Raw genomic sequence first — 24,093 nt, forward strand, 5'->3', positions numbered from 1 at the left:
GGGCGGGCAGCGCGGCTGGCACGCGCTGGTCACCGTCAAGGTGCGCGGCGACGTCGAGCTGCCCGACAACTCCGTTGCGACGATCGGCCAGACCAGCCTCCTCGGCGAGAAGTTCGTGCAGCTCGACTCGCCGGAGAACGAGGCCCCGTCCGGGGAGCTCGGCGAGGGCGACCTGATCCCGCTGAACCGCACGACGCGCGGCACCGAGATCGAAGAGGTGCTGTCGGCGATGTCGCTGCTGCTGAACGGCGGCGGGCTGGAGCAGGTCTCCACGATCAGCCACGAGCTGCAGGCCGCGATGGGCGGCCGCGAGTCCACGATCAAGTCGGTGCTGCACCGGGTCAACACCTTCGCCGGGACGCTGGACCGCAACCGGGCCGCGATCACCCGGGCGCTGGACAGCATCGACCGGCTGAGCGGGAAGCTGGCGGCCGAGCGCAAGACGATCCAGGACACCATTGACAAGACGGGTCCGGCGATCTCCGTCCTCAACCGCAACCGGGCCGACCTCACCAAGATGCTCGTCGCGCTGAACAAGCTCAGCCGCACCACCACCAACGTGATCGACCGGTCCAAGGCCGACCTGCTCGCCAACCTCAAGGATCTCGACAAGATCCTGCGGAACCTCAACAAGGCCGGCTCGGACCTGCCGAAGTCACTGGAGACGCTGATCACCTTCCCGTTCCCCGCCACGTTCCAGAACGTCATCGAGGGCGACTACGGCAACGTCCACCTGACCGTCGACCTGGACTTCGAGTCCCTGGGCCGGAACCTCCTCGGCGGCACCGACCTGGAGGGCCTGCTCGGCAGCGGCACGGAGATGCGCGGCATGCTGGACGTGCCGAACGTGACGCTGCCCGAGACCCCGCTGGGCGTGCTGCCGCAGTCGTCCGGCGGCGGTGGCGGCTCCGGGGGCCTGCCCGGCCTGCCCGGCACGAACCAGCAGGGGAACCAGCCATGATCCTCAAGCGCGGCGTCATCTTCCAGCTGCTCGTCTTCGCGGTCATCACGGTCGTCGGCGTGTCGATCGTGCTGGTGAACTACATCGGGGTCGGCCGCGACCTGCTCGGCCGGGAGTACGTCAGCTACGTCGACCTCACCGACTCCGGCGGCGTGTTCACCAACGCCGAGGTCACCTACCGGGGCGTCCCGGTCGGACGGGTCGGGCCGATCGAGCTGACCGACGACGGCATCCGCGTCAAGCTGGAGCTCGAACGCGGCGAGCGCATCCCGCGCGACGGCTTGAAGGCCGTGGTGGCGAACCGGTCGGCCGTCGGCGAGCAGTACGTCGACCTGGTGCCCGCCAAGAAGGGCGGGCCGTACCTGGACGAGGGCGACCCGTACACGATCCCGCGCGAGCGCACGACGCTTCCGGTGTCGACCGCCGAGCTGCTCCAGAACGTCGACTCGCTCGTCGGGTCGGTGGACACCAGGGACCTCGGCGTCATCGTGGACGAGCTGAACAAGGCGTTCTCCGGCTCCGCCGAGGACCTGCAGTCGATCCTGGACGACACCGACCGGATCCTGCAGACGATGGACGAGTCCTACCCCGACACCAAGCGCCTCCTGGACAACAGCGTGACCGTCCTCGGCACCCAGCGCGAGCAGGGCGCCAACATCCGGGGCTTCGCGCGGAACCTGAACGAGCTGACGACCTCGCTCCGCAACGACGACCCGGCCCTGCGCAGGACCGTCGACGCCGTGCCGGGCGCGGTGGACGAGACGCACAAGGCGATCAACCAGCTCGCGCCGACCCTGCCCGTCTTCCTGGCGAACCTCACCACCACCGGCCAGATCATCTCGTCGCGCAAGGCGGGCCTGCGTTCGCTGTTCATCCTCTACCCGGTGACGGTCGCGGGCGCGCAGACCGTCACGCCTGGCGACGGGACGCAGCACCTCGGTCTCGCCCTGAACATCGACTCGCCGCCCCCGTGCACCGAGGGCTACGAGAAGGTGAAGCGCCGCTGGCCGCAGCAGACCGAGAAGAAGAAGCCGCGCCTGGACTCCGGCTGCAAGGCGCCGAACGACGCGCCCACCGCCGTGCGCGGCCCGCGCAACTTCCCGAGCGACGCCATCGCCCCGTACCCGCAGGTGCCGCCCGGCGCCACCGCGGGCGCCGGTTTCCCGGACGGCGGCGCGACCGCCGAGGACGACGAGGACGGCGGCAAGTCGCAGGCCAAGGGCAAGGACCAGGGCGAGGGCAACGGCAAGGCGCCGGTGGCCCCGACCGCGCAGCTGACGAACAACCGGCTGTACCTGTCGTATCCGGCGAACTCAGTCGAATTCGCTGGATACGATCCAACGACCGGTGCGGTCTTCGGACCCGATGGCAAGCGCTACGCCATGCCGCGCAGCGCCGGTACCCGTGAGTTGGGAGAGGAAAACTCGTGGAAGTGGCTCCTGCTCGGTCCGCTGAGCCAGTGAATTCCGGAGGGCGGATCTGATGCGGCGCCGGCTGCCCCTGATCGTGCTGAGCGTCGTCGTGGCCGGCCTGGCCGTCGCGGCGGGCTGGCTCGGCGTGATCAGCCTCCAGAACAAGGAGGAGGCCGACCAGCAGGCGAAGGCGATCCAGTCGGGACGGCAGATGGGCGTCAACCTCATGTCGCTCAACGTCGACACCGCCCAGAAGGACCTGGACCGCATCGTCGACGGCACCACCGGCGAGCTGAAGAACAAGCTGGCGTCCCAGTCGAAGGCCTTCATGGACCAGGTCACCAAGGCCAAGGCCAAGTCGTCGGTCAGTGACGTCGAGGCCGCGCTGGTCTCCATGGACGACGACTCCGCCGAGGTCATGGTCTCCCTGACCGGGACGGTCACCAACGACAAGGTGAAGAACGGAACGCCGCAGTCGTACCGCTATCAGATGGACCTGACGCGGGTCGACGACCGCTGGCTCGTGTCCGGACTGGAGGTTGTCCCGTGACGATGCTCGGCCGGGGCAAGCGCTCCGCGAAGGACAAGAAGAAGCCGCAGACCAAGGCGGACAAGGCCGCCGAGCAGGCCGCCGAGGCGGCCGACCGTGCGGCGACGGCCGAGGAGCGGGCCGCGAAGGCCGAGGAGGCCGCCGAGGCGGCCCGCCTGGCGGAGGAGGCCGCCGCCAAGGCCAAGGAGGCCGCGCGGCTGGCCCAGATCGCGGCCGACGAGGCCGCCGCCGAAGCCGACGAGCCCGAGGACGAGCCGGACGAGGCTCCCAAGTCCACCGAGAAGCCCGAGAAGGCCCAGAAGGTCTCCGAAGTCCCGTCCGACACCGAAGACGCGGCAGAGGAAGACTCAGAAGCCCCAGAGGTGACCTCCGCAGACGCCGAGACCGGGTCCGAGGTCGAGGCCGAGTCCGAGGCCGACTCCGAGGAGTCCGGCAAGGACGAAGCGGAGTCCGGTAAGGACGAAACCGCCGGAGTCGAGGACGCCGAGGAGCCGGCGAAGGCCGAAACCGAAGCCGACGCCGACGAGGAACCGGAAGAGGACGACGGCAAGCCGGCGAAGCCCGCCCGCCCGAAGCTCAAGAAGACCGTCAAGGCGCCGAAGGCGAGCGACGACGACGATGACGACGAAGCCGCCGACGACGACGAAGCGGACGAGGACGACGACGCGGCCGTCACGTCCCGTCGGCGGTTCCGTGCGGGCGGTCTCTCGTCGGTCGTCGGCGTCCTGGTCGTCCTGGCGATCGCGCTGGGGGTCGGCACGACGATGCTCGCCCTGAAGGTGCAGGAGCAGAAGGCGACCGACGCGGCGTCCAAGGAGGCTTCGATGGCCTCGTCCCGCGCGGCCCAGAAGCTGTCGTCGTACGACTTCCAGACGCTCGACTCCGACCTGAAGTCCGCGTCCGCCACGACGACCGGCAAGCTGCGCGGCGAGTACGAGAAGCTCGCCGAGCAGCTCAAGACCGTCGCCGTCCAGCAGCAGGCCGTCTCCACCACGACGGTGATGAAGGTGGGCGTGATCGACGCGTCGCCGGACAAGGTCGAGACCCTGGTCTACGCCAACCGCTCCTCGGCGACCAAGGACGACAAGCAGCAGCGCCTCCCCGAGCCGCTCCGCATCAAGATGACGATGGTCAAGGACGGCGACAAGTGGCTCGCCTCCGAACTGATCGTCCTGTCCTGACCCGCCCCTGACGTACGCGACGGCGTCGGCCGACGACCTCGGCCGACGCCGTCCGCGCTAGGTACACACCGGGGTCTTCCCGCAATAAACTATGGCCTTCCTCACTGCAGGTCAGGGCCCGAAAAGTCCAAGTCCGCTCTTGACTGAGAGGCGCTGAGGGGCGATGCTCCATGACAACGTGATGCATACTGCGGCGCTAGAGTTGCGAGCGGTGTACCAGTCGGCTACACTGCCCCTTTGCGCTGCCCTCTGACTATCCGCGTGTGAGAGCACCCCTGCCTTGGCCCTTTTCGGGCCCGTCTGTGCAGGTCTCGGACGTGGACCGTCTGGCGTGCGTGTTACCAGTTACGCCGCGAGCCCTCGGAAGGACCACTCTTGGCAGCCTCGCGCAACGCCTCGAATACCGCAACCGGTCCGAACCGCGTCTCCTTCGCGCGCATCAAGGAGCCGCTCGAAGTCCCGGACCTCCTTGCTCTGCAGACCAACTCCGTTGACTGGCTGCTGGGCAATGAGAGGTGGAAGGCCCGGGTCGAGGCGGCCCAGAAGGCCGGAAGTAAGAGCGTCCCGACACAGTCGGGCCTGGAGGAGATCTTCGAAGAGATCAGTCCGATCGAGGACTTCTCCGGAACCATGTCCCTCTCGTTCCGGGATCACCGGTTCGAGCCGCCCAAGTACTCCGTCGAGGAGTGCAAGGACAAGGACATGACCTACTCCGCCCCGCTGTTCGTCACGGCGGAGTTCATCAACAACACCACCGGTGAGATCAAGAGCCAGACGGTGTTCATGGGCGATTTCCCGCTCATGACCCCGAAGGGCACCTTCATCATCAACGGCACCGAGCGCGTCGTGGTCTCGCAGCTGACCCGTTCGCCCGGTGTCTACTTCGACCGCGCCCTCGACAAGGCGTCCGACAAGGACATCTACGGCTGCCGGGTCATCCCGAGCCGTGGCGCCTGGCTCGAGTTCGAGATCGACAAGCGCGACAACGTCGGCGTGCGCATCGACCGCAAGCGCAAGCAGCCCGTCACGGTGCTGCTCAAGGCGCTCGGCTGGGACGAGGCGCGCATCCGTGAGCGCTTCGGCTCCTACGAGTCGATCAACGTCACCCTGGAGAAGGACCACACGTCCGGCCAGGACGACGCGCTGCTCGACATCTACCGCAAGCTGCGCCCGGGTGAGCCGCCGACGCGCGAGTCCGCGCAGACGCTGCTGGAGAACCTGTACTTCAACCCGAAGCGCTACGACGTCGCCAAGGTCGGCCGCTACAAGATCAACAAGAAGCTCGGCCTCGACCTGGAGATGCGGCAGGGCACCCTCACCGAGGACGACATTGTCGGCACGATCGAGTACCTCGTCCGGCTGCACGCCGGCGAGGAGGAGGCCACCCTCGGGGCGGTCGCCGTGCCGATCGAGGTCGACGACATCGACCACTTCGGCAACCGGCGCCTGCGCACGGTGGGTGAGCTGATCCAGAACCAGGTCCGCCTGGGCCTGGCCCGGATGGAGCGTGTCGTCCGCGAGCGGATGACCACTCAGGACGTCGAGGCGATCACGCCGCAGACCCTGATCAACATCCGGCCGGTCGTGGCCTCCATCAAGGAGTTCTTCGGCACCAGCCAGCTGTCGCAGTTCATGGACCAGACCAACCCGCTGGCCGGGCTGACGCACAAGCGGCGCCTGAACGCGCTGGGTCCCGGTGGTCTGTCGCGCGAGCGGGCGGGCATGGAGGTCCGCGACGTCCACCCGTCCCACTACGGCCGCATGTGCCCGATCGAGACGCCGGAAGGCCCGAACATCGGCCTGATCGGCTCGCTCGCCGCGTACGGCCGCGTCAACCCGTTCGGGTTCGTCGAGACCCCGTACCGCCGGGTCACCGACGGCATCGTCACCGAAGAGATCGACTACCTGACGGCCGATGAGGAAGACCGCTTCATCATCGCCCAGGCCAACTCGCTGATCAACGACGACGGCACGTTCGTCGACGACCGCGTGCTGATCCGCAAGAAGGGCGCCGAGGTCGAGCTCGTCCCGCCGCAGGCGGTCCAGTACATGGACGTCTCGGCGCGGCAGATGACCTCCGTCGCCACCGCGATGATCCCGTTCCTGGAGCACGACGACGCCAACCGGGCGCTGATGGGCTCCAACATGCAGCGCCAGTCCGTCCCGCTGCTGCGCAGCGAGGCGCCGCTGGTCGGCACCGGCATGGAGTACCGTGCCGCGACCGACGCCGGCGACGTCATCACCGCCGAGAAGGCGGGCGTCGTCGAGGAGGTCTCCGCCGACTACGTGACCGTCATGAACGACGACGGCACGCGGACGACCTACCGCGTCGCCAAGTTCAAGCGGTCGAACCAGGGCACCTGCTTCAACCAGAAGCCGATCGTCGAGGAGGGCCACCGGGTCGAGATCGGTCAGGTCGTCGCCGACGGTCCCTGCACCGACGACGGCGAGATGGCGCTCGGCAAGAACCTCCTCGTGGCGTTCATGCCGTGGGAGGGCCACAACTACGAGGACGCCATCATCCTCAGCCAGCGCCTCGTGCAGGACGACGTCCTGTCCTCGATCCACATCGAGGAGCACGAGGTCGACGCCCGCGACACCAAGCTGGGCCCCGAGGAGATCACCCGGGACATCCCGAACGTCTCCGAGGAGGTCCTGGCCGACCTCGACGAGCGCGGCATCATCCGCATCGGCGCCGATGTCGTCCCCGGCGACATCCTGGTCGGCAAGGTCACGCCCAAGGGCGAGACCGAGCTGACCCCCGAGGAGCGGCTGCTGCGCGCGATCTTCGGCGAGAAGGCGCGCGAGGTGCGCGACACCTCGCTGAAGGTGCCGCACGGCGAGCAGGGCAAGGTCATCGGCGTCCGGGTGTTCTCCCGGGACGAGGGCGACGAGCTCCCGCCCGGCGTGAACGAGCTGGTCCGGGTGTACGTCGCCCAGAAGCGCAAGATCACCGACGGGGACAAGCTGGCCGGCAGGCACGGCAACAAGGGCGTCATCTCCAAGGTGCTGCCGGTCGAGGACATGCCGTTCCTGGAGGACGGCACCCCGGTCGACATCGTCCTGAACCCGCTGGGCGTCCCCGGGCGCATGAACGTGGGCCAGGTCCTGGAGACCCACCTCGGCTGGGTCGCCTCCCGCGGCTGGAAGGTCGAGGGCGACGACCAGGACTGGAAGAAGGCCCTCAAGGCGATCGGCGCCGACGAGGCCGAGCCGTGGACGAACACCGCCACGCCGGTGTTCGACGGCGCCCGCGAGGACGACGTCACCGGCCTGATCGAGAGCACGCTGCCGAACCGCGACGGCGACCGGCTGGTCGGACCGGGCGGCAAGGCGAGGCTGTTCGACGGCCGCACCGGCGAGCCCTACAAGGAGCCCGTCTCGGTCGGCTACATCTACATCCTCAAGCTGCTCCACCTGGTCGACGACAAGATCCACGCGCGCTCGACCGGCCCGTACTCCATGATCACCCAGCAGCCGCTCGGCGGTAAGGCCCAGTTCGGCGGCCAGCGCTTCGGTGAGATGGAGGTGTGGGCGCTGGAGGCGTACGGCGCCGCCTACGCACTCCAGGAGCTGCTGACCATCAAGTCCGACGACGTCCTCGGCCGCGTGAAGGTGTACGAGGCCATCGTCAAGGGCGAGAACATCCCCGAGCCCGGCATTCCCGAGTCCTTCAAGGTGCTCATCAAGGAGATGCAGTCGCTGTGCCTGAACGTCGAGGTGCTCTCCAGCGACGGCATGTCGATCGAGATGCGCGACACCGACGAGGACGTCTTCCGTGCGGCGGAGGAGCTCGGCATCGACCTGTCCCGGCGTGAGCCGAGCAGTGTCGAAGAGGTCTGATCAACTCAAGGGGAAATCTGTTGCTTGACGTCAACTTCTTCGACGAACTACGCATCGGCCTGGCGACCGCTGACGACATCCGCCAGTGGTCGCACGGCGAGGTGAAGAAGCCGGAGACGATCAACTACCGGACCCTCAAGCCGGAGAAGGACGGGCTCTTCTGCGAGAAGATCTTCGGTCCGACCCGGGACTGGGAGTGCTACTGCGGCAAGTACAAGCGCGTCCGGTTCAAGGGCATCATCTGCGAGCGCTGCGGCGTCGAGGTGACCCGCGCCAAGGTGCGCCGTGAGCGGATGGGCCACATCGAGCTGGCCGCGCCGGTCACGCACATCTGGTACTTCAAGGGCGTCCCGTCCCGGCTCGGCTACCTGCTGGACCTGGCCCCGAAGGATCTCGAAAAGATCATCTACTTCGCGGCCTACATGATCACCAGTGTGGACGCCGAGAAGCGCGACCGCGACCTGCCCACGCTGGAGGCCCACATCTCCGTGGAGCGCCAGCAGATCGAGCAGGCCCGCGACGCGCAGGTCGAGGCCCGCCAGCAGAAGCTGGAGGGCGACTTGGCGGAGCTGGAGGAGGCCGGCGCGAAGGCCGACCAGAAGCGCAAGGTGCGCGACGGCGCCGAGCGGGAGATGAAGCAGCTGCGCGACCGCGCGCAGCGCGAGATCGACCGCCTCGACGAGGTCTGGAGCCGCTTCAAGAACCTCAAGGTCCAGGACCTCGAGGGCGACGAGCTGCTCTACCGCGAGATGCGCGACCGCTTCGGCAAGTACTTCGAGGGCGGCATGGGCGCCGCGGCCATCCAGGCCCGGCTGCAGAACTTCGACCTCGACGCCGAGGCCGAGAAGCTGCGCGACGTCATCCGCACCGGCAAGGGCCAGAAGAAGGCCCGCGCCCTCAAGCGGCTGAAGGTCGTCTCGGCGTTCCTCAACACCCGCAACAGCCCGCTCGGCATGGTGCTGGACTGCATCCCGGTGATCCCGCCGGACCTGCGTCCGATGGTGCAGCTGGACGGCGGCCGCTTCGCGACCTCCGACCTGAACGACCTGTACCGCCGTGTCATAAACCGCAACAACCGGCTCAAGCGCCTGCTCGACCTGGGCGCGCCCGAGATCATCGTCAACAACGAGAAGCGGATGCTGCAGGAGGCCGTCGACGCGCTGTTCGACAACGGCCGCCGCGGCCGCCCGGTCACCGGGCCGGGCAACCGTCCGCTGAAGTCGCTGTCCGACATGCTCAAGGGCAAGCAGGGCCGGTTCCGGCAGAACCTGCTGGGCAAGCGCGTCGACTACTCGGGCCGTTCGGTCATCGTCGTCGGCCCGCAGCTCAAGCTGCACCAGTGCGGCCTGCCCAAGCAGATGGCGCTGGAGCTGTTCAAGCCGTTCGTCATGAAGCGGCTCGTCGACCTCAACCACGCGCAGAACATCAAGTCCGCCAAGCGGATGGTCGAGCGGGCCCGCCCGGTCGTGTGGGACGTGCTGGAAGAGGTCATCACCGAGCACCCGGTGCTGCTGAACCGGGCGCCGACCCTGCACCGTCTCGGCATCCAGGCGTTCGAGCCGCAGCTGGTCGAGGGCAAGGCCATCCAGATCCACCCGCTCGTCTGCACCGCGTTCAACGCGGACTTCGACGGCGACCAGATGGCCGTGCACCTGCCGCTGTCGGCCGAGGCCCAGGCCGAGGCGCGCATCCTGATGCTCTCGACCAACAACATCCTGAAGCCGTCGGACGGCAAGCCCGTCACCATGCCCACCCAGGACATGGTCATCGGCCTGTACTGGCTGACGACGCAGAAGGACGGGGCCGAGGGCGAGGGCCGCGCGTTCGGGTCGATCGCCGAGGCGATCATGGCCTACGACCGGAACGAGCTGGACCTGCAGGCCAGGATCAGCCTGCGGCTGAAGGACGTCCCGCCGCCGCGCGACTGGATCGCGCCCGAGGGCTACGACTCCGGCCGGCCGTACCGGCTGGAGACGACGCTCGGCCGCGCGATGTTCAACGAGACGCTGCCGGCGGACTACCCGTTCGTCGACGACGAGATCGGCAAGAAGCAGCTGTCGGCGATCGTCAACGAGCTGGCGGAGACGTACCCGAAGGTCGACGTCGCGACGGCCCTCGACGCGCTGAAGAGCACCGGGTTCCACTGGGCGACCAGGTCCGGTGTCACGATCGCGATCGACGACGTCATCACGCCGCCGAACAAGCAGGACATCCTCGCCGGCTACGAGGCGCGCGACGAGAAGGTGCAGCGGGAGTTCAACCGCGGCCTGATCACCGACGATGAGCGCAAGCAGGAGCTCATCGAGATCTGGAACAAGGCCACCGCGGACGTCGCGGTGGACATGGAGGACGCGTTCCCGAAGGACAACCCGATCTGGATGATGATCCAGTCGGGCGCCCGAGGCAACCCGCTCCAGCTCCGCCAGATCGCCGGTATGCGCGGCCTGGTCTCCAACCCCAAGGGCGAGACCATCCCGCGTCCGATCAAGTCGTCGTTCCGCGAGGGCCTGTCGGTCGTCGAGTACTTCATCTCGACGCACGGCGCCCGCAAGGGCCTCGCCGACACGGCGCTGCGCACCGCCGACTCGGGTTACCTGACCCGGCGCCTGGTGGACGTCGCGCAGGACGTCATCGTCCGGGAGACCGACTGCGGCACCGACCGCACGATCCCGTTCGAGGTCGCCGACAGGATGGCCGACGGCACGCTGGTCAAGCTGGCCACGTCGGAGACCAGCCTGGTCGGCCGCACGATCGCCGAGGACGTCGTCGTCGACGGGACGGTCATCTTCCCGGCCGACACCGACCTGGCCGACTCGGTCGTGTCCCGCCTGGTCGAGGCCGGTGTGGACAAGGTCCGCACCCGCAGCGCCCTGGTCTGCGAGGCCAAGATCGGTGTCTGCGCCGCCTGCTACGGCCGTTCGCTGGCCACCGGCAAGCGGGTGGACGTCGGTGAGGCCGTCGGCATCATCGCCGCGCAGTCCATCGGCGAGCCCGGCACGCAGCTGACGATGCGCACCTTCCACACCGGTGGTGCGGCGGGCAGCGACATCACGCACGGTCTGCCGCGTGTGCAGGAGCTGTTCGAGGCCCGTACCCCCAAGGGTGTCGCCCCGATCAGCGAGGTCGCCGGCAGCGTCAAGATCGACGAGACGGAGAAGTCGCGGAAGGTCGTCGTCGTCCCCGACGACGGGGCCGAGGAGATCGCCTACCAGGTGCCGATGCGGTCCCGCCTCCTGGTCAAGGAGGGCGAGCGCGTCGGTGTCGGCCAGCAGCTCATCGCGGGTGCCGTCAACCCGCACGAGGTGCTGCGCATCCTCGGTCCCCGCGCCGTGCAGCTCCACCTGGTCCAGGAGGTCCAGGAGGTCTACCGGTCGCAGGGCGTGTCGATCCACGACAAGCACATCGAGATCATCGTCCGCCAGATGCTGAAGCGGGTGAACATCCTCGAGTCGGGCGACACCGACCTGCTGCCCGGTGACCTGATCGAGCGGCCGATCTTCGAGGGGCGCAACCGGAACGTCGTGGCCGAGGGCGGGGTTCCCGCCGCCGGCCGTCCCGTCCTGATGGGCATCACCAAGGCCTCGCTCGCGACCGAGTCGTGGCTGTCGGCGGCGTCCTTCCAGGAGACGACCCGGGTGCTCACCGAGGCCGCGATGCACGCCAAGAGCGACCCGCTGCTGGGCCTCAAGGAGAACGTCATCATCGGCAAGCTCATCCCGGCCGGTACCGGCATGCCGCAGTACCGCAACGTCCGGGTGGAGCCGACCGAGGAGGCCAAGGCGGCGGTGTACTCCGTCGGTTCCTACGACGACGGCGCCGAGTACGCCTTCGGTTCGGGTTCCGGCGAGGCCGTGCCGCTGGAGGAGTACGACTTCGGTCAGTACAACCGGTAGTTCACGCACGCACGAAGGCCGCCGCCCGCAGCACGCGGGCGGCGGCCTTCGTGCTTGCGGGCCCGTGCTTGCGGGCCCGTGCCGCGGACGTCAGGGCTCGGATGTGTCGTGGATGAGGCGTTGGACGCGGTCGACGTCCGGTAGCCGCGAGGTGGTGTCGTCCCGTGCCGGGGGCGGTTCGTTCGCGGCGTTCGCCGGGTCCACGAGCCGGCGCAGGCCGGTGCGCAGCAGCGCGTCGCCGGCGGAGGCGACGCCGCTGAGCGCGAGTACCGATATGCCCTGGTCGAGGGCGGCCATGAGCCGCGCGACGTCGTCGGCGGGGAGATCCTCGCCGGGCGGCCGTCGCGCGGCGGCGGCGCGTTCGTAGGCGTCGATCAGTACCTGGGACCGTGCGCGGAGCGAGTCGATGAGGCTGGCGTCGCGGGCCGCGGTCGTGATGAACTCCAGCGTCGCGAGGCCGAAGCCGCGCACCATCTCCGCCGCGTCGGCCTCGCCCTGCTCCGCCGCGCCGGTCTGGCCTTGCTCCGGTGCGCCGGGCTCGCCCTGCTGCGGTGCGCGGTCGTCGCCCGTCTCCGCCGCCGCGAACGGGTCCCAGTCATCGCCGCGCAGCGTTTGCAGGCTGTAGTCCATCACCGCCAGGAACAGCTCCGCCTTGCCGCCGAAGTTCGAGTAGACGGCGCCCTTGGAGAACCCGGCATCGCCCGCGATGGCCTCCAGGCTCGCGCCGTGGTAGCCGTCGCGGGCGAACGCCACCAGTGCGGCCAGGGTGAGCGCGTCGCGGGTCTCGCGCTGGCGCTCGGCGCGGCTCCGCCGCACCCGCGCGGCGGGCGTCGAGTGGCGATCCATGTACGCAGCCTAGTTGACGTACCCTCGGTATCGGGATACCAATAGTATCCAAATACCGACGGTATCTCGATGCTGGGAGGCGCGATGGGCGCGGTGCTGGAGGTCGAAGGCCTCACGAGACGGTTCGGCTCGGTGGTGGCGAACGACCAGGTCGGCCTCCGGGTCCGGCCCGGCGAGGTCGTCGGGCTGCTGGGACACAACGGCGCCGGCAAGACCACGCTGGTCTCGCAGGTCGTGGGGCTGCTCAAGCCGCACGGCGGTTCGATCCGGGTGGCCGGTGCGGACGCGGTCGCGGACCCGGCGACGGCACGCCGCTGCGTGGCGCTCCAGGCCCAGGCCCAGGCGCCGATCGACGGCCTCACCCCCAGGGGAGCGATCGAGATCGCCGGGCGGCTGCGCGGCATGTCCCGGGCCGACGCGAGGGCCGCCGCGCGCACCCTGGCCGACGAACTGGACATCGGCGAGTGGTTCGACCGGCGGGCCACACCGGACGGCGGCGGGCTGTCCGGCGGGGTGCGCCGCCTGACCGCGTTCGCCATGGCCGCGGTCGCGCCGGTGCCGCTGGTCATCCTCGACGAACCGACCAACGACGTCGACGCGGCCCGGCGGCGGCGCCTGTGGGAAACCGTCCGCCGGCTCGGCGACGGCGGGGCGGGCGTCCTGCTCGTCACCCACAACGTCGCGGAGGCCGAGCGCGTGGTGGACGAGCTGGTGGTGCTCGACCGCGGCGAGGTCGTCGCCGCCGGGTCCCCGAGCGGACTCCGGGGGACGGGCGACCACGACCTGCGGCTTGAGCTCTCGCTGCATCCCGGCGGCGCCGACCCGTCCGACCCCCTCACCGATGTGCCGATCCCGGTGACCCGGCGCGTGCGGGCCGGCCGGCGGGTGCTGCTGACCCTCGGCGCGCCCGACGCCGAGGCCGCCGTCGCCTGGGCCACGACCCTGCGCTCGGACGAGCGCATCGAGGGTTACGCGCTGGCCCCCACCACCCTCGAAGACGTCTACCTCGCCGCCACCACCAGGGAGACCGCCACCGATGACCGAGACGAGCACCGATGACTGAGACGACGACCGTCACGACACCCGCGCGGGTGCCCGCCGGGGTCCCGCCCCGCACCGCCCTCTGGACGACCTACGGAACCCTTCTGCGCTGGACCATGGCCCAGACCGGCGCCATGCTGCCGCTGATCATCGTCGTCCAGGCACTGCTGGCCGCCGGCGTCATCCTCGGTTTCGGGTTCCTCATCCCCGGCATCGACACCCGCTCCGCCCAATTCCTCTCCACGGGCGCCCCCACCGTGCTGCTGATGGTCATGGGCCTCGTCATGGTCCCCCAGGGCGTGGCGCAGTCACGCACCAGCGGCACGTTCACCTACCTGCGCGCCCTGCCGGTGCCTCGCGCGTTGCTGCTGCTGACCGACCTGACGGTGTGGACGCTCGTCGCGCTGCCCTCCGTCCTTGTCGCGGTGGTCGCGGCACGGTTGCGCTACGACTTCGCCTACAGCTTCGACTGGCCCATGCTGGTGGCCGCGTCCGTCCTGACGGCGGTGATGGCCGCCGCGGTCGGCTACGCGGTCGCCGTGCTCCTGCCTCCGCTGCTGGCCCAGCTCATCAGCCAGGTGCTGGTGTTCTTCGTGCTGCTGTTCTCGCCGATCACCTTCCCGGAGACCCGGCTGCCCGAGTGGTTCCAGTCGGTCCACGACGTGCTCCCGTTCCGCCCGGCCGCCGACCTGCTCCGCGCTGGGCTGCTGTCGCAGACCTACAGCGCGGGCTGGCGGGAATTCGCCGTCCTGCTGGCCTGGTGCGCGCTCGGGCTCCTGATCAGCGTCCGCGCGCTCGTTCGCCGCGCTTGATGCCTTCCGAGGCCCCGCTCGTCCGGGGCGAGAGGGAGTGCCGGTGGGTGCGGACGGCGAGGACGAGACGCAGGAGTGCGGTGGCGGCACCGGCGACGGCCGCGGCGCACACGGCGGCGAAGGCGTCGGGCACCCAGATCATCAGCGGGCGGATCTGGCCGGACTGCGTCATCGCGGCGACCCCGGGCAGCGCGCCTATCGCGACCCAGGCGGAGGTCACGGTGACGAGGCGTCGCCGTGTGGCGGGGACCGCCGGGCGGCGCAGGAGCAGCGCCGAACGTCCCGCCGCCAGGAGCAGCACGGCGGCCAGCGCGGTGAGGCCCCAGACGGTCAGGTGATGGACTGACGCCGAGGGCGCGGCGGCGGGCTCGCCGCCCGCGAGGAGGAGGGCGGCACCGAAGCCGGCCTGCATGACGGCCTTGTCCTGCATGAGGCCGTAGAGGTTCTGGTGCAGGACGAGGGCGACGTTCTGCCGTGGCAGCAGGAACAGCATCGCCGAGTAGCCGGGGGTTCCGCCCGTGTGCCAGATCGCATCGTCCAGGGGAGCCTCCAGCCCTCCGACCCGCCAGCCCAGTCCGTAGCCCGTCCCCGAGCCTCCGGCGCTGCCCTCCTGACGCATGAGCCGCACGGACTCATCGGTGAGGACGGTACCTGCGCCCTTCCCCGCTCGGAGTTGCAGTGCCGCGAAGGCGGCCAGGTCGTTCAGGTCGCCGCCCAGGTAGCCGTAGGCGGCGCCGTGGTCGTCGTACCCGTCCGAGGTCGCGGCTGGAAACCCCCAGAGGAGCTGGTGTCCGGGCGGCAGGTTCCGCTTCCGGGCCGAGGCGGCGTCGGCGATGGCGCCGTCCATCCCGGCGGGTCCGAGCACGGTGCGCCGGAGGTGGTCGGCGAACGGGCGTCCGGTGACCGACTCGGCGACGGCGGACAGGGCGAGGTAGTTGGCGCTGCTGTAGGCGTACTCGGTGCCGGGAGGCCCGAGCGGCGTCACGTCGTTGAGCGCGTCGAGGCGTTCGGCCGGGCGGGGGCATCCCGAGCCGTGGCAGTCGGTGACCTTGAACGTGGCCGCCGCGGGGATCCCCGCGGTCTGGCCGAGCAGGTGACGGATCGTGACCTCGGACGCGTGCGCCGAGCCTCCGAACCGGAAACGCGGCAGATGATCGACGACCCGGTCGTCCAGCCCCAGCCGCCCGGACTGGACGAGCGTCATGACGGCGGTCGCCGTGACGGGCTTGGCGACCGACCCCCAGAGGAACGGGGTCTCGGCCGTGACGCGCTCGTCGTGCCCGTCCGTCCCCCAGGCCCGCTGGTGGATCGGGCCGCCGGGGCCGACCACGGCGTAGGCGAGCCCGGGTGCGCTGGTGGCCTCCATCCGGTCGCGGACGTAGGCGTCGATCGTGGCGTACCGGTCGGGCTGCGCGGAGGCGGGGGTGATCGGGATGCAGAGAAGGGTTGCCAGCAGGGCCGCGACGAGCCGCCACGGACGTCGGATTCGCATCGGAGGTCCTTGCGAGGAGGGGATAACCGTATCGTCATACGGTTTTACCGTACGACGATATGGTTATCAAGTGCCGAGAACCGCCGATCACGAGCAGCGCCGCCGCCAGATCGCCGTGGCCGTCTGCGACCTCATCTCCGAGCACGGGCTCGACGCCGTCACCGTGGCCCGCACCGCAGGCGCCGCGGGCATCTCCGTCGGCCTGGTGCAGCACTACTTCCGCACCAAGGACGAGATGCTCCTGCACGCGTTCAACCACGTCAGCGCGTCGATCCGGGGCCGGATCGACGAACGCATCCAGGCCGGGATCGAGCACCGGCAGCCCATCTCATGGGTTCTGTCCGAGGCGCTGGCCGAGTTCCTCCCCCTGGACGAGAAGCGCCGCGCCGAGTTCCGCGTCGCCAAGGCGTTCGCCGGCCGCGCCCTCGACGCCCCGGCCCTGGCCGAGATCGACATGGCGACCTCCAGCACGCTGCTCGACGATCTCGCGAGGGCCGTCCACAACGGCAAGGAATGCGGGGAGGTCGAGCCGGACCTGGACCCCCGCCCCGCCGCCGTCCGCCTCGCCGCCGTGACGGAGGGGCTGGCGATGCAGGCCTACCGCGACCCGGCCGAGCTGAACGACGTCGCCCCTGCGATCATCGAAACCGAACTCGCCGCCGTCTTCACCGGCGAATGCCGCCAGTACACCGCGTCCCCGGCATCCCAGGGCGATGACCTGGGCGTTTAGTCGTTTTCTTTGACCTTGAGGGTGTTTTGTCGTCAGATGCCTAGGGCATGGTGACGGCCGTTGGCTGATGTGCACGACGGGGGAGGAAGTATGAAGAGGGTCATGACCGGGGTACTGGTCGCCGCGGCCGTCGGCGTCACCGGTGTGGGCGGTGCGACCGCCGCGCAGTCGTCGCCCCACGAGCCCGCACGCCAGGACTGCCGCACGTATTCGAGCGTCAAGGAGTGCGGCCAGCCCAAGCTGAACGAGAAGCAGCAGCAGTGCGTGACCGCCGCGACCCAGCAGGGCATGACCGAACGCCGAGCCACGGTGGAGTGCCGAGCCTTCGCCTAACCCGCCGCACGCACAAGAAGGGGCCCGTCTCCCGGCGGGCCCTTTCGCGCCATCTGAAGGCTGATCACCGCGACTCTTGGGCCGCCTCCACCGCCTCCCGGACGTCCGGGTCCGGGTCGCCGGCGAGACCGTCCAGCAGCTCGGTGACCCCGGGGGTGGTCCAGCGAGCGACCGCCCACACCAGGTCCTCCCGGACGCCGGGGTCGGGGTGGGCGGCAAGGCGGATCAGCTGGTCGAGCGGGCCCCGCCGGCGCATGCCGAACCAGTGCAGTGCCTCCCGCAGCACGGCCGGGTCTCCCGGGTCGCCGGCCGCCGTCACGCTGGCGAGCAGCACTCTGGCGGGCGGCGGCGGACCGTCCTGCGGATGCGGCAGCCGCTCGCGCAGGCGCCGGGACCCGTACTCTCCGCGTACCCGGCATCCGAAGCAGGTGCAGGGACGGCGACCATGCGCGTCCGGCTTGTACCGCCAGCCCACGACCTGCGGCGCGGCGCGAATCCGGTGCACCTCACGCGGCCGGACCGCCCGGGGTACGAAGACCTCCCACCCGCGCGGGTCGTCCAGCGCGGCGATCCACCGGACCGCCTCGGCCGCGGCGACGGTGGAGCGCGTCCGGTCCCCGTAGTGCCCGACCAGCACCTGCTCGTCGTCGTCCAGCCGCAGGTGGACGGCCACGAGCCTGCCCCGGCCGCCGAAACGGGCCAGTTCACGCAGCCACTGGTGGGTGAGGGTGTACGACCGCAACACCGGGAAGCAGTACACCCCGCGCTCGCCGTCCGGCCCGTGGTCGGCGGCCCGGATCCCGGACCGTCGGATGCGCGGCGCGTTCGCGGCCGACGTCAAATGCACGAACATCGCCATGAACCGGCATGTTAGGTGAGGAAACTGCCGGACAAGGTCGCCCGGTGGAACCGGGCCGGCCCGATCTTCGCCGCACACGGCGTCCGATGGGGCCCGGCGGCGTGGGCTGCGGCGGTACGACTGGAGCTCGCACCGAGCGACGCCGAGGACGACCTGACCGCCCTGCCGACCCAGGGGCTGGCGACCACTGCCCCCAGCCACCGCCGCGACCCCGTCTGGGGCCGCACGGCACTGGCCGCGCTGCGCGGGGCCAGCCTGTCCGCGCGCCGCCTCGGCCACCCGGTCTCGGCCCGGACGATCGCGGCTATTCGGCGAAGCCGGCACCTGATAGCATCTGATGAATATAGCGTAGCTGCTATGGACGACACCTATGTGATCGAAGTAGAGCCCGAGGTACGAGCTTGGCTGGACGCGCTGTCCCTGGGGGAGTATCGACATGTGATGTTCTATGCCGACTTACTGGCTGGCAATGCGACGACACTGGGCGAGCCGTACTCTCGTCACCTTGGTGAAGGCGTGCGGGAGTTGCGTTTCTACATGGGTAGGCAGGCGACTCGCATCACATACTGGCTGGCGCCCGGACGACGTGTGGTGCTCCTGACCGTGTTCTGCAAGACCCGTCCAGTGGAGACCGCGGAGGTCGACAGGGCAAAGCGAGCGAAAAAGGTCTGTGAGGCAGAGCACGGCATGGCGGGCGAGATCTACGATCGCAGAGATCAGTGAGACTGCGGGAGCTGGGTATGAGCGACGAGCACTCCAAGTTGGTGATTACCGATGAGGATCGGCAAAGCGAGGAGTACCAGGCGGCCCGCTATGCCTATGAACTGGGCAAGGCGGTGCGAGAGCGGCGCTTGGAGCTTGGGCTGACTCAGGTCGAGTTGGCGCGCCGGAGCGGTATGACGCAGTCTCAGCTGTCCCGGCTCGAAGCGGGTGGTACGGAACCGACCATCCGGGTTCTCGACCGGCTGGCGCACGCCTTGGACGCGACTCTCGAAGTGGCCTTCGTCCCGCACGCGGCCTGACGCATGACATGACCGGACGTCGGCTTGGCGGGTGGACGGGTCCATGCGGTGTTTGAGGAGGCCGTCCGGAAGCGGGGCGGGCCGGTAGAGCTTGGCCTACGGGGCCGTTTCGGCGGGTGAAGTCGCTGGTTGTAGGCGTTTTTCTTGATCATCTACAGGTTTGGCGGCATGAATGCTAGCGTGGCGCCCTTGCAGCCGGCCACATGCTGGGTGTGCGCAGGGTCGAAGCCGCATGAAGGCTCCCAGAACAAGTGCGCGGCAGGCCCTGGCGGATGACTGTGGACTTTTCGTCCTCCCATGTGCAGAACAGCCACCAGGTGGAGGGACAGCCAATGGGTTTCGACGGTACGAAGTATTCCGACGGCGACTTCTCGGGCATCACCAGCAAGCTGGATGGCGCGTCGGGCAAGGTCGAGGACGGGCCTGACGCTCCCCCCGAGCCCGACGCGGGCGAGGTCACCGGTGAGGTGCTCAGCGCGCTCGGCCTGCTCTCGGGCGGGGCGGCGAAGGTCGCTGAGGGGCTGTCCGCGATGAGCAGCGCCGTCACCGACAACCGCAGGGTCTACATCACCAACGAGGACGGGGTGACGGCGGGCGTCAACCGCGCGGGCTGAGACCACGCCGCACCAGCGCTGGATGGAGGTTCCGGTGACTCTGCAGACCAAAGTCGAAGGCGACCCTGGCAGCATCCGCTCGACGGCCGAGTGGTTGGGGACGATGTCCGGCCGCCTGGACGAGGGCGCTCGGCTGACCCATCAGGCGGGGACGGGGTCCAAGGGCGGCTGGGACGGTCCGGCCTCCGAAGGGTTCCGGTCGACCGTCGAAGGCGTCAGGCCCCGGATCGCCGCGATCGCCGATGAGTACGACGACGTCAAGGGCAAGCTGAACGCGCATGCCGACGCCCTGTCCTCGGTGAAGAAGGACATGGAGCGGGCGAAGACGATCGCGACGGACGCCGGTTTGACCGTGACCGGCGATACGATCCACCCGCCCAAGAAGCCGCCCTCTCCCGAGCCCCTGGGTGACAACCCCTCACGGTCGGAGCGCACGGCGCACAGGGAAGCCGAGGCCGCGGTCACGGAGTACAACGACCAGGAGAAGGCCTACAAAGACGCCGCCGAGATCGTCCGGGCCGCGCGTGAGGAAGAGGACAAGGCCATTGAGAACTTGAAAAGGTTCCTCAACGTCCTGTCCAGGAACGACACCATCTTCACCGGTGACCTGACCTCCGGCCTGGCCGGTGCGGGGTTCGCCGCGTACGCCAACGGGGCCGGCAGGAAAGAGAGCAAGTTCCGCGGCCTGCAGAACAAGTACGAGACGAAGGCGGCCACCGCGCGCGCCAAGTACGACGCGTTGCGGAATCAGCGCATTAACCGGTTCCGGTTCGTCAAGAGGCTCACGAACTCGATCCGGCAGGGCAGCGCATTGGCCTCCGCGCAGACCGCCGCGCAGAGGGCCGCCGGCCACGGGGCCACGGCCAACAACTATGCGGCCAAGGCCAGCAAGTTTGCCAAGGTCGGCAAGGCCGTTCCGTTCGTCGGGGCGGGAATCGCGGTCCTGGGCGGCATCAACGACTACACCTCCGGCCGGGAAAGCGCCGCGCAGGCGGCGACGTCCACCGGGGGCGGGATCCTCGCGGGCGCCGCGACGGGCGCCGTGATCGGTACGGCGATCCCCGTCCCCGTGGTGGGCACCGCGGTGGGCGCGATCGTCGGTGCCGGCGTGGGCCTCGGCGCCAGCATGGCGATCGACGCCAACTGGGACTCGATCAGCTCGGGCGCGGAAGCCGTCGCGGACGGGGCCAAGGACGTGGTCAGCTCGCTCAACCCATTCGACTGAGGCGGTGACGGATGCCTGCGGACAAGCCGGACGAGAAAGACCGTGCCTACGGCGACCAGGGCTGGTTCGAGTCGGATGCCGAGGTCGCCCCCGAGGTGATCACTGGCGGGTCGGACGAGCAGGTCCTGGGCGAGACGGCCTTCGTGCCCACGGAGGTCGAGCTGTCGCCGGGGGACGAGAACGCCATGGTCAAGCTGGTGAACACGGTCGATGGCGAGCTGGCGACCTTGGCGTATTCGTCGCTGGAGGACTTGGTACGTTGCTGCGGCGAGAAGCAGCCGTGGGTCGCGTTCCGGACCGAGAACATCGACGAGCTGCCCGGTGTCGCCGGAGCCGACGTTCTGCTATGGAACGAGGAACTGCCCATGGAGCTACGCCGAGACACCGGCAACGGTGACGCGAGCTCCGACTCCGACCAGGGACGGGACGCGCCACGCCGGGAGCCATGAGGAATCGCGAACCACCACCGCCGGACTCACCGGCCGCTCCACCCACCCCGGGGGAGCCGACCGGCAATATCGCGCCGATCCCTCCGGTCGGGCATGGTCCGGCGCTGGCTTGGCACAACCCGCGCTGGTGGAAGGACGGCTTCCGGCCCGCCATCACTTACGTCTTCACCGTCCTGGTCCTCTTCCTGACCGTGAAGGAGCAGGGCATCGGCTGGATGGGGACGTTCTGGTGGTGGCTGCTACTGGGTGGGATCTCGCTGCTGAGCGTCCCCTACTTCCGTGGCCGTCCGCTCGCCGCCGGGGCCGACTGGTTCCGCCACGGCGGGACATGGGTGAACACGACCGAGTTGGTGTCGATCCGGGCGGCGGCCTACTACGGCTTCAACAGCCTCAAACTTGAGGACGCCGACGGCCGCAGGATCTCGATACAGACCGGAACGATCCAGCAGAACCGCCGCCTCTGGGAACTCGTCCACGACGGAATCGCGCAGTCGGCGCGCAACGGCCGGCTCGCCCTGGACAGGTTCACCCGCAGGACGCTGGACCTGCCCGTCCTGCACACCGATCCGCCCAAGCCGCCCGCGCGGAGCGTGATCTGGGCGTTGTTGCCCTTTTTCAGCTTCGGGCTGTTCACCCCGTTCGCGGTCGGCCGCGCCGCCCGGCGCCTGCACTCCACAAGGCTCGCGCTGGGTTCCGTGGCGTACGCCGTCCCGATTCCGGCCTTCCTGGTCGCGGCGGTCCTCGTGCCGTCTTCGGGCGCGGCGATCGAATGGGCGACCGCGGGCCTGCTCATCGGCCTCCTCATCACGTGGCTGCCGGGCGGCGTCCACGCCTACCGCCTGTGCTGGCGCATCTTCGCCGCCCCCCGAGCCGAGAAGGCCCGCGAACAGATCCTGGCCCGCAGGACCACGACGGAGAACTAGCCGCACCATCGCGCCGTTTCACCAGGTGGACGGGTACATGCGGTGCTTGAGGAGGCCGTCCACCACTTCCGCTGCGGCCTTCGCGTCGCCGCAGGGGGAGAGGTATCCGCGACGTCCGCGCCGAGCCTCGTGGTAGCCCCAGGTGCCGCCTGGCGTGGCGAGGACGCTCACCACGATCCCGATCTCCTCGGTCCCGTTGGCGTAGACGCGTAGAAGCGGGATCGGGGCGGGCCGGTAGAGCTTGACGAACCGCCAGCCCTGCGGCCGCAGCGCCACCGCCAGGGTGTCGAGGTACCGGATGGTGGTCTTTCGTCCCGTTCGCGTCCGCAGGAGCAGTATCGCGCGTTCCGCCCTCAGCACTTCGCCCACGTCAGCTTGCCTCCTTCCAGCAGCGGCCGCGTGCCCCACTCCACCGCGAGCTGCGACACCATGAGCAGCCCGCGCCCGGACGTGGCGGCGTGATCTTCCGGCTGGATCGCCGGCCGCCCCTCTCCGCCGTCCCACGCCTCGATCACGGGACGGCCGTCGCGCTCGTCCCGCAGCACCCGGACGACGATCGGCCCGTCCCCGTGCACCAGGGAATTCGTGACGAGTTCGGAGACGACGACCCGCGCATCCGAGTCGTCCGCGATCCCCCACTCCCGGAACCATTCCGCGACGAACCTCCGCGCCAGCGAGGGCGCCCGTTCGGACGGTTCGAGGACGATCGTCGGCACCTCAGGCGCAACAGCTGTCGGAGGCATCGGGCACCACCTTTGGTCGAGTTCTGCATTCCCAGCGACAGTCAGCCACATTCGAAGTACTCTGCGTCACAAACCGCAGGCCATGCGAGGCAAGTCAGGTTCCGTGCGTCCGCGCCGCTTGGGTGTTGGTTGGGCGCCCTTTACGAGGGAGGATGAGGACATGGCTCCACAGCGGAAGCGCGGGACGGTCTCGCCTACGCTGCTCGCGTTCGGACGCCGCTTCCGGCGACTCCGGGAGGCCAAGGACTGGACGCAGGAGGCCGTAGCCCGGCGCGCGAACGGCGGCATGGGCGTAAAGCCGCAGTACATCGGGGCCGTCGAGAACGGCCGAACCCGCTGCACGCGGGAGTTCGCCGAGACGATGGACCACGCCCTGGACGCGAACGGCGAACTGCTCTACCTCTACGACGACCTCGTCAAGGACGCCACGTTCCCGACGTGGTTCGACTGGCACACCGTCGAACCCGAGGCCATCATGCTGGAGTCGTACCAGCCCCTGCTGGTGCACGGACTGCTCCAGACCCCGGCCTACGCCTCCGCAATTCTCAAGGGGAACAAGGATGCAGTGGAGGCTCGGATAAATCGTCAGAGCATCCTGACCAGGGAGAATCCGCCGCCCCCAGACTTCTCGCTTCTCCAGGACGAGGTATCCCTCCACCGCCTCACCGGCAGTGCCGAGATCATGAAGGAGCAGTGGGAGCACCTGCTCTACATGGCGGAGCAAGGAACAGTGGCCTTGCAACTGGTCCCGAGCCGAGGGGAGCACGTCGGCAACAGCGGGGCCTTCAACATCGCTACCCTGGCTGACCGAACCGAGATCGCCTACGCGGACATGGCAGCGCGCGGGCTGACCATGAGCGACCCAGACGACATTGCGACCCTCCGCAGGACCCTGATGGTGGTTCGATCACTGGCCTTGCCTGTGGATCAGTCCATCGAAATGATTCGTAAGGTGGTACGCGAAAAATGGACCTGACCAAAGCTGTTTGGCGTAAGTCCAGCTACACAACCGCCAATGGCGGTGACTGCGTGGAGCTGACCTCAGTTCCTAGCACGGTTGCCGTTCGTGACAGCAAAGACCCGGATGGGCCGAAGCTGTTGGTGACGCGGCAAGCGTTCGCGGCACTACTCACTGACCTCAAGCGCTAGTCCCGGCTGGTGGAC

23 protein-coding genes are annotated in these 24,093 nt (G+C 69.2%); 18 read left to right on the plus strand and 5 right to left on the minus strand.

Annotated elements, in window-relative coordinates; all coding sequences use genetic code 11:
• From E1285_RS10460 to E1285_RS10485, 6 genes are all read left to right on the plus strand, one after another.
• A partial coding sequence (locus E1285_RS10460) for an MCE family protein (protein ID WP_132150597.1) occupies positions 1-961 on the plus strand: 961 nt, incomplete at its 5' end.
• Entirely contained in the window at positions 958-2,424 is a 1,467-nt protein-coding gene (locus E1285_RS10465) for an MlaD family protein (protein WP_132150599.1), read from the plus strand. The genes E1285_RS10460 and E1285_RS10465, both read left to right, overlap by 4 nt.
• Before the next feature lie 19 nt (positions 2,425-2,443).
• Positions 2,444-2,923, plus strand: coding sequence for a hypothetical protein (locus E1285_RS10470; RefSeq protein ID WP_243722708.1), 480 nt, complete (start codon positions 2,444-2,446; stop codon positions 2,921-2,923).
• Positions 2,920-4,104 carry a hypothetical protein gene (locus E1285_RS10475; RefSeq protein ID WP_132150603.1) on the plus strand — a complete coding sequence of 395 codons (1,185 nt, stop codon included), beginning with the start codon at positions 2,920-2,922 and terminating at the stop codon, positions 4,102-4,104. Before E1285_RS10470 ends, E1285_RS10475 begins: the two co-directional genes overlap by 4 nt.
• Before the next feature lie 375 nt (positions 4,105-4,479).
• Positions 4,480-7,947, plus strand: a complete 3,468-nt coding sequence (gene rpoB / locus E1285_RS10480; RefSeq protein WP_132150605.1) for a DNA-directed RNA polymerase subunit beta — start codon at positions 4,480-4,482, stop codon at positions 7,945-7,947.
• Between the two features lie 20 nt (positions 7,948-7,967).
• A complete protein-coding gene (locus E1285_RS10485; RefSeq protein ID WP_132150607.1) occupies positions 7,968-11,840 on the plus strand; it encodes a DNA-directed RNA polymerase subunit beta' in 3,873 nt (1,290 codons plus the stop codon).
• A 90-nt stretch (positions 11,841-11,930) separates the two neighbouring features.
• Here E1285_RS10485 and E1285_RS10490 read toward each other — a convergent pair whose 3' ends face one another.
• Positions 11,931-12,686 (minus strand): TetR/AcrR family transcriptional regulator, encoded by a 756-nt coding sequence (locus E1285_RS10490; RefSeq protein ID WP_132150609.1) that lies wholly within the window; start codon positions 12,684-12,686, stop codon positions 11,931-11,933.
• Between the two features lie 69 nt (positions 12,687-12,755).
• Here E1285_RS10490 and E1285_RS48130 point away from each other — a divergent pair, with 69 nt between their 5' ends.
• On the plus strand, positions 12,756-13,745 hold the full coding sequence (locus E1285_RS48130) for an ABC transporter ATP-binding protein (protein WP_279510042.1): 990 nt from the start codon (positions 12,756-12,758) through the stop codon (positions 13,743-13,745).
• Entirely contained in the window at positions 13,742-14,539 is a 798-nt protein-coding gene (locus E1285_RS10500) for an ABC transporter permease (protein ID WP_132150611.1), read from the plus strand. Before E1285_RS48130 ends, E1285_RS10500 begins: the two co-directional genes overlap by 4 nt.
• On the opposite strand, the gene E1285_RS10505 is transcribed toward E1285_RS10500, so the two are convergent.
• Positions 14,508-16,031: a serine hydrolase domain-containing protein gene (locus E1285_RS10505; protein ID WP_132150613.1), complete on the minus strand. Its 1,524-nt coding sequence runs from the start codon at positions 16,029-16,031 to the stop codon at positions 14,508-14,510. The two genes, E1285_RS10500 and E1285_RS10505, sit on opposite strands and share 32 nt — an antisense overlap.
• A gap of 70 nt (positions 16,032-16,101) precedes the next feature.
• Here E1285_RS10505 and E1285_RS10510 point away from each other — a divergent pair, with 70 nt between their 5' ends.
• Entirely contained in the window at positions 16,102-16,761 is a 660-nt protein-coding gene (locus E1285_RS10510) for a TetR/AcrR family transcriptional regulator (protein WP_132150615.1), read from the plus strand.
• Positions 16,762-16,863: 102 nt separating this feature from the next.
• Positions 16,864-17,094, plus strand: a complete 231-nt coding sequence (locus E1285_RS10515) for a hypothetical protein (protein ID WP_132150617.1) — start codon at positions 16,864-16,866, stop codon at positions 17,092-17,094.
• A 64-nt stretch (positions 17,095-17,158) separates the two neighbouring features.
• Here E1285_RS10515 and E1285_RS10520 read toward each other — a convergent pair whose 3' ends face one another.
• Positions 17,159-17,953, minus strand: a complete 795-nt coding sequence (locus E1285_RS10520; protein ID WP_207946518.1) for a HEAT repeat domain-containing protein — start codon at positions 17,951-17,953, stop codon at positions 17,159-17,161.
• Between the two features lie 15 nt (positions 17,954-17,968).
• Here E1285_RS10520 and E1285_RS47240 point away from each other — a divergent pair, with 15 nt between their 5' ends.
• The 6 genes from E1285_RS47240 to E1285_RS10550 all read left to right on the plus strand — a co-directional run bounded on the left by E1285_RS47240 (position 17,969) and on the right by E1285_RS10550 (position 22,186).
• Positions 17,969-18,676: a type II toxin-antitoxin system RelE/ParE family toxin gene (locus tag E1285_RS47240; protein ID WP_243722710.1), complete on the plus strand. Its 708-nt coding sequence runs from the start codon at positions 17,969-17,971 to the stop codon at positions 18,674-18,676.
• A gap of 17 nt (positions 18,677-18,693) precedes the next feature.
• Positions 18,694-18,975, plus strand: coding sequence for a helix-turn-helix transcriptional regulator (locus E1285_RS10530; protein ID WP_132150619.1), 282 nt, complete (start codon positions 18,694-18,696; stop codon positions 18,973-18,975).
• Positions 18,976-19,307: 332 nt separating this feature from the next.
• Complete coding sequence (locus tag E1285_RS10535; protein ID WP_132150621.1) at positions 19,308-19,589, plus strand: hypothetical protein; 282 nt, start codon at positions 19,308-19,310, stop codon at positions 19,587-19,589.
• Between the two features lie 34 nt (positions 19,590-19,623).
• Complete coding sequence (locus E1285_RS10540) at positions 19,624-20,814, plus strand: hypothetical protein (protein ID WP_132150623.1); 1,191 nt, start codon at positions 19,624-19,626, stop codon at positions 20,812-20,814.
• 11 nt (positions 20,815-20,825) lie between these two features.
• Complete coding sequence (locus E1285_RS10545; RefSeq protein ID WP_132150625.1) at positions 20,826-21,263, plus strand: SAV_915 family protein; 438 nt, start codon at positions 20,826-20,828, stop codon at positions 21,261-21,263.
• Entirely contained in the window at positions 21,260-22,186 is a 927-nt protein-coding gene (locus tag E1285_RS10550; RefSeq protein WP_132150627.1) for a hypothetical protein, read from the plus strand. Before E1285_RS10545 ends, E1285_RS10550 begins: the two co-directional genes overlap by 4 nt.
• Before the next feature lie 18 nt (positions 22,187-22,204).
• Here E1285_RS10550 and E1285_RS10555 read toward each other — a convergent pair whose 3' ends face one another.
• A complete protein-coding gene (locus E1285_RS10555) occupies positions 22,205-22,555 on the minus strand; it encodes a hypothetical protein (protein WP_132150629.1) in 351 nt (116 codons plus the stop codon).
• The gene (locus E1285_RS10560; RefSeq protein WP_165966542.1) at positions 22,540-22,929 is read right to left on the minus strand and encodes an ATP-binding protein; all 390 of its coding nucleotides are present in this window, start codon (positions 22,927-22,929) and stop codon (positions 22,540-22,542) included. The genes E1285_RS10555 and E1285_RS10560 overlap by 16 nt, the downstream gene beginning before the upstream one ends.
• Before the next feature lie 160 nt (positions 22,930-23,089).
• Between E1285_RS10560 and E1285_RS10565 the strand changes: the two genes are divergently transcribed.
• Positions 23,090-23,905 (plus strand): helix-turn-helix transcriptional regulator, encoded by an 816-nt coding sequence (locus tag E1285_RS10565; protein WP_132150633.1) that lies wholly within the window; start codon positions 23,090-23,092, stop codon positions 23,903-23,905.
• A complete protein-coding gene (locus tag E1285_RS10570) occupies positions 23,896-24,078 on the plus strand; it encodes a DUF397 domain-containing protein (protein WP_132150635.1) in 183 nt (60 codons plus the stop codon). Before E1285_RS10565 ends, E1285_RS10570 begins: the two co-directional genes overlap by 10 nt.
• The last annotated feature ends 15 nt before the right edge of the window (positions 24,079-24,093 follow it).

It is taken from the genome of Actinomadura sp. 7K507 (assembly GCF_004348425.1).
Lineage (GTDB): Bacteria > Actinomycetota > Actinomycetes > Streptosporangiales > Streptosporangiaceae > Spirillospora.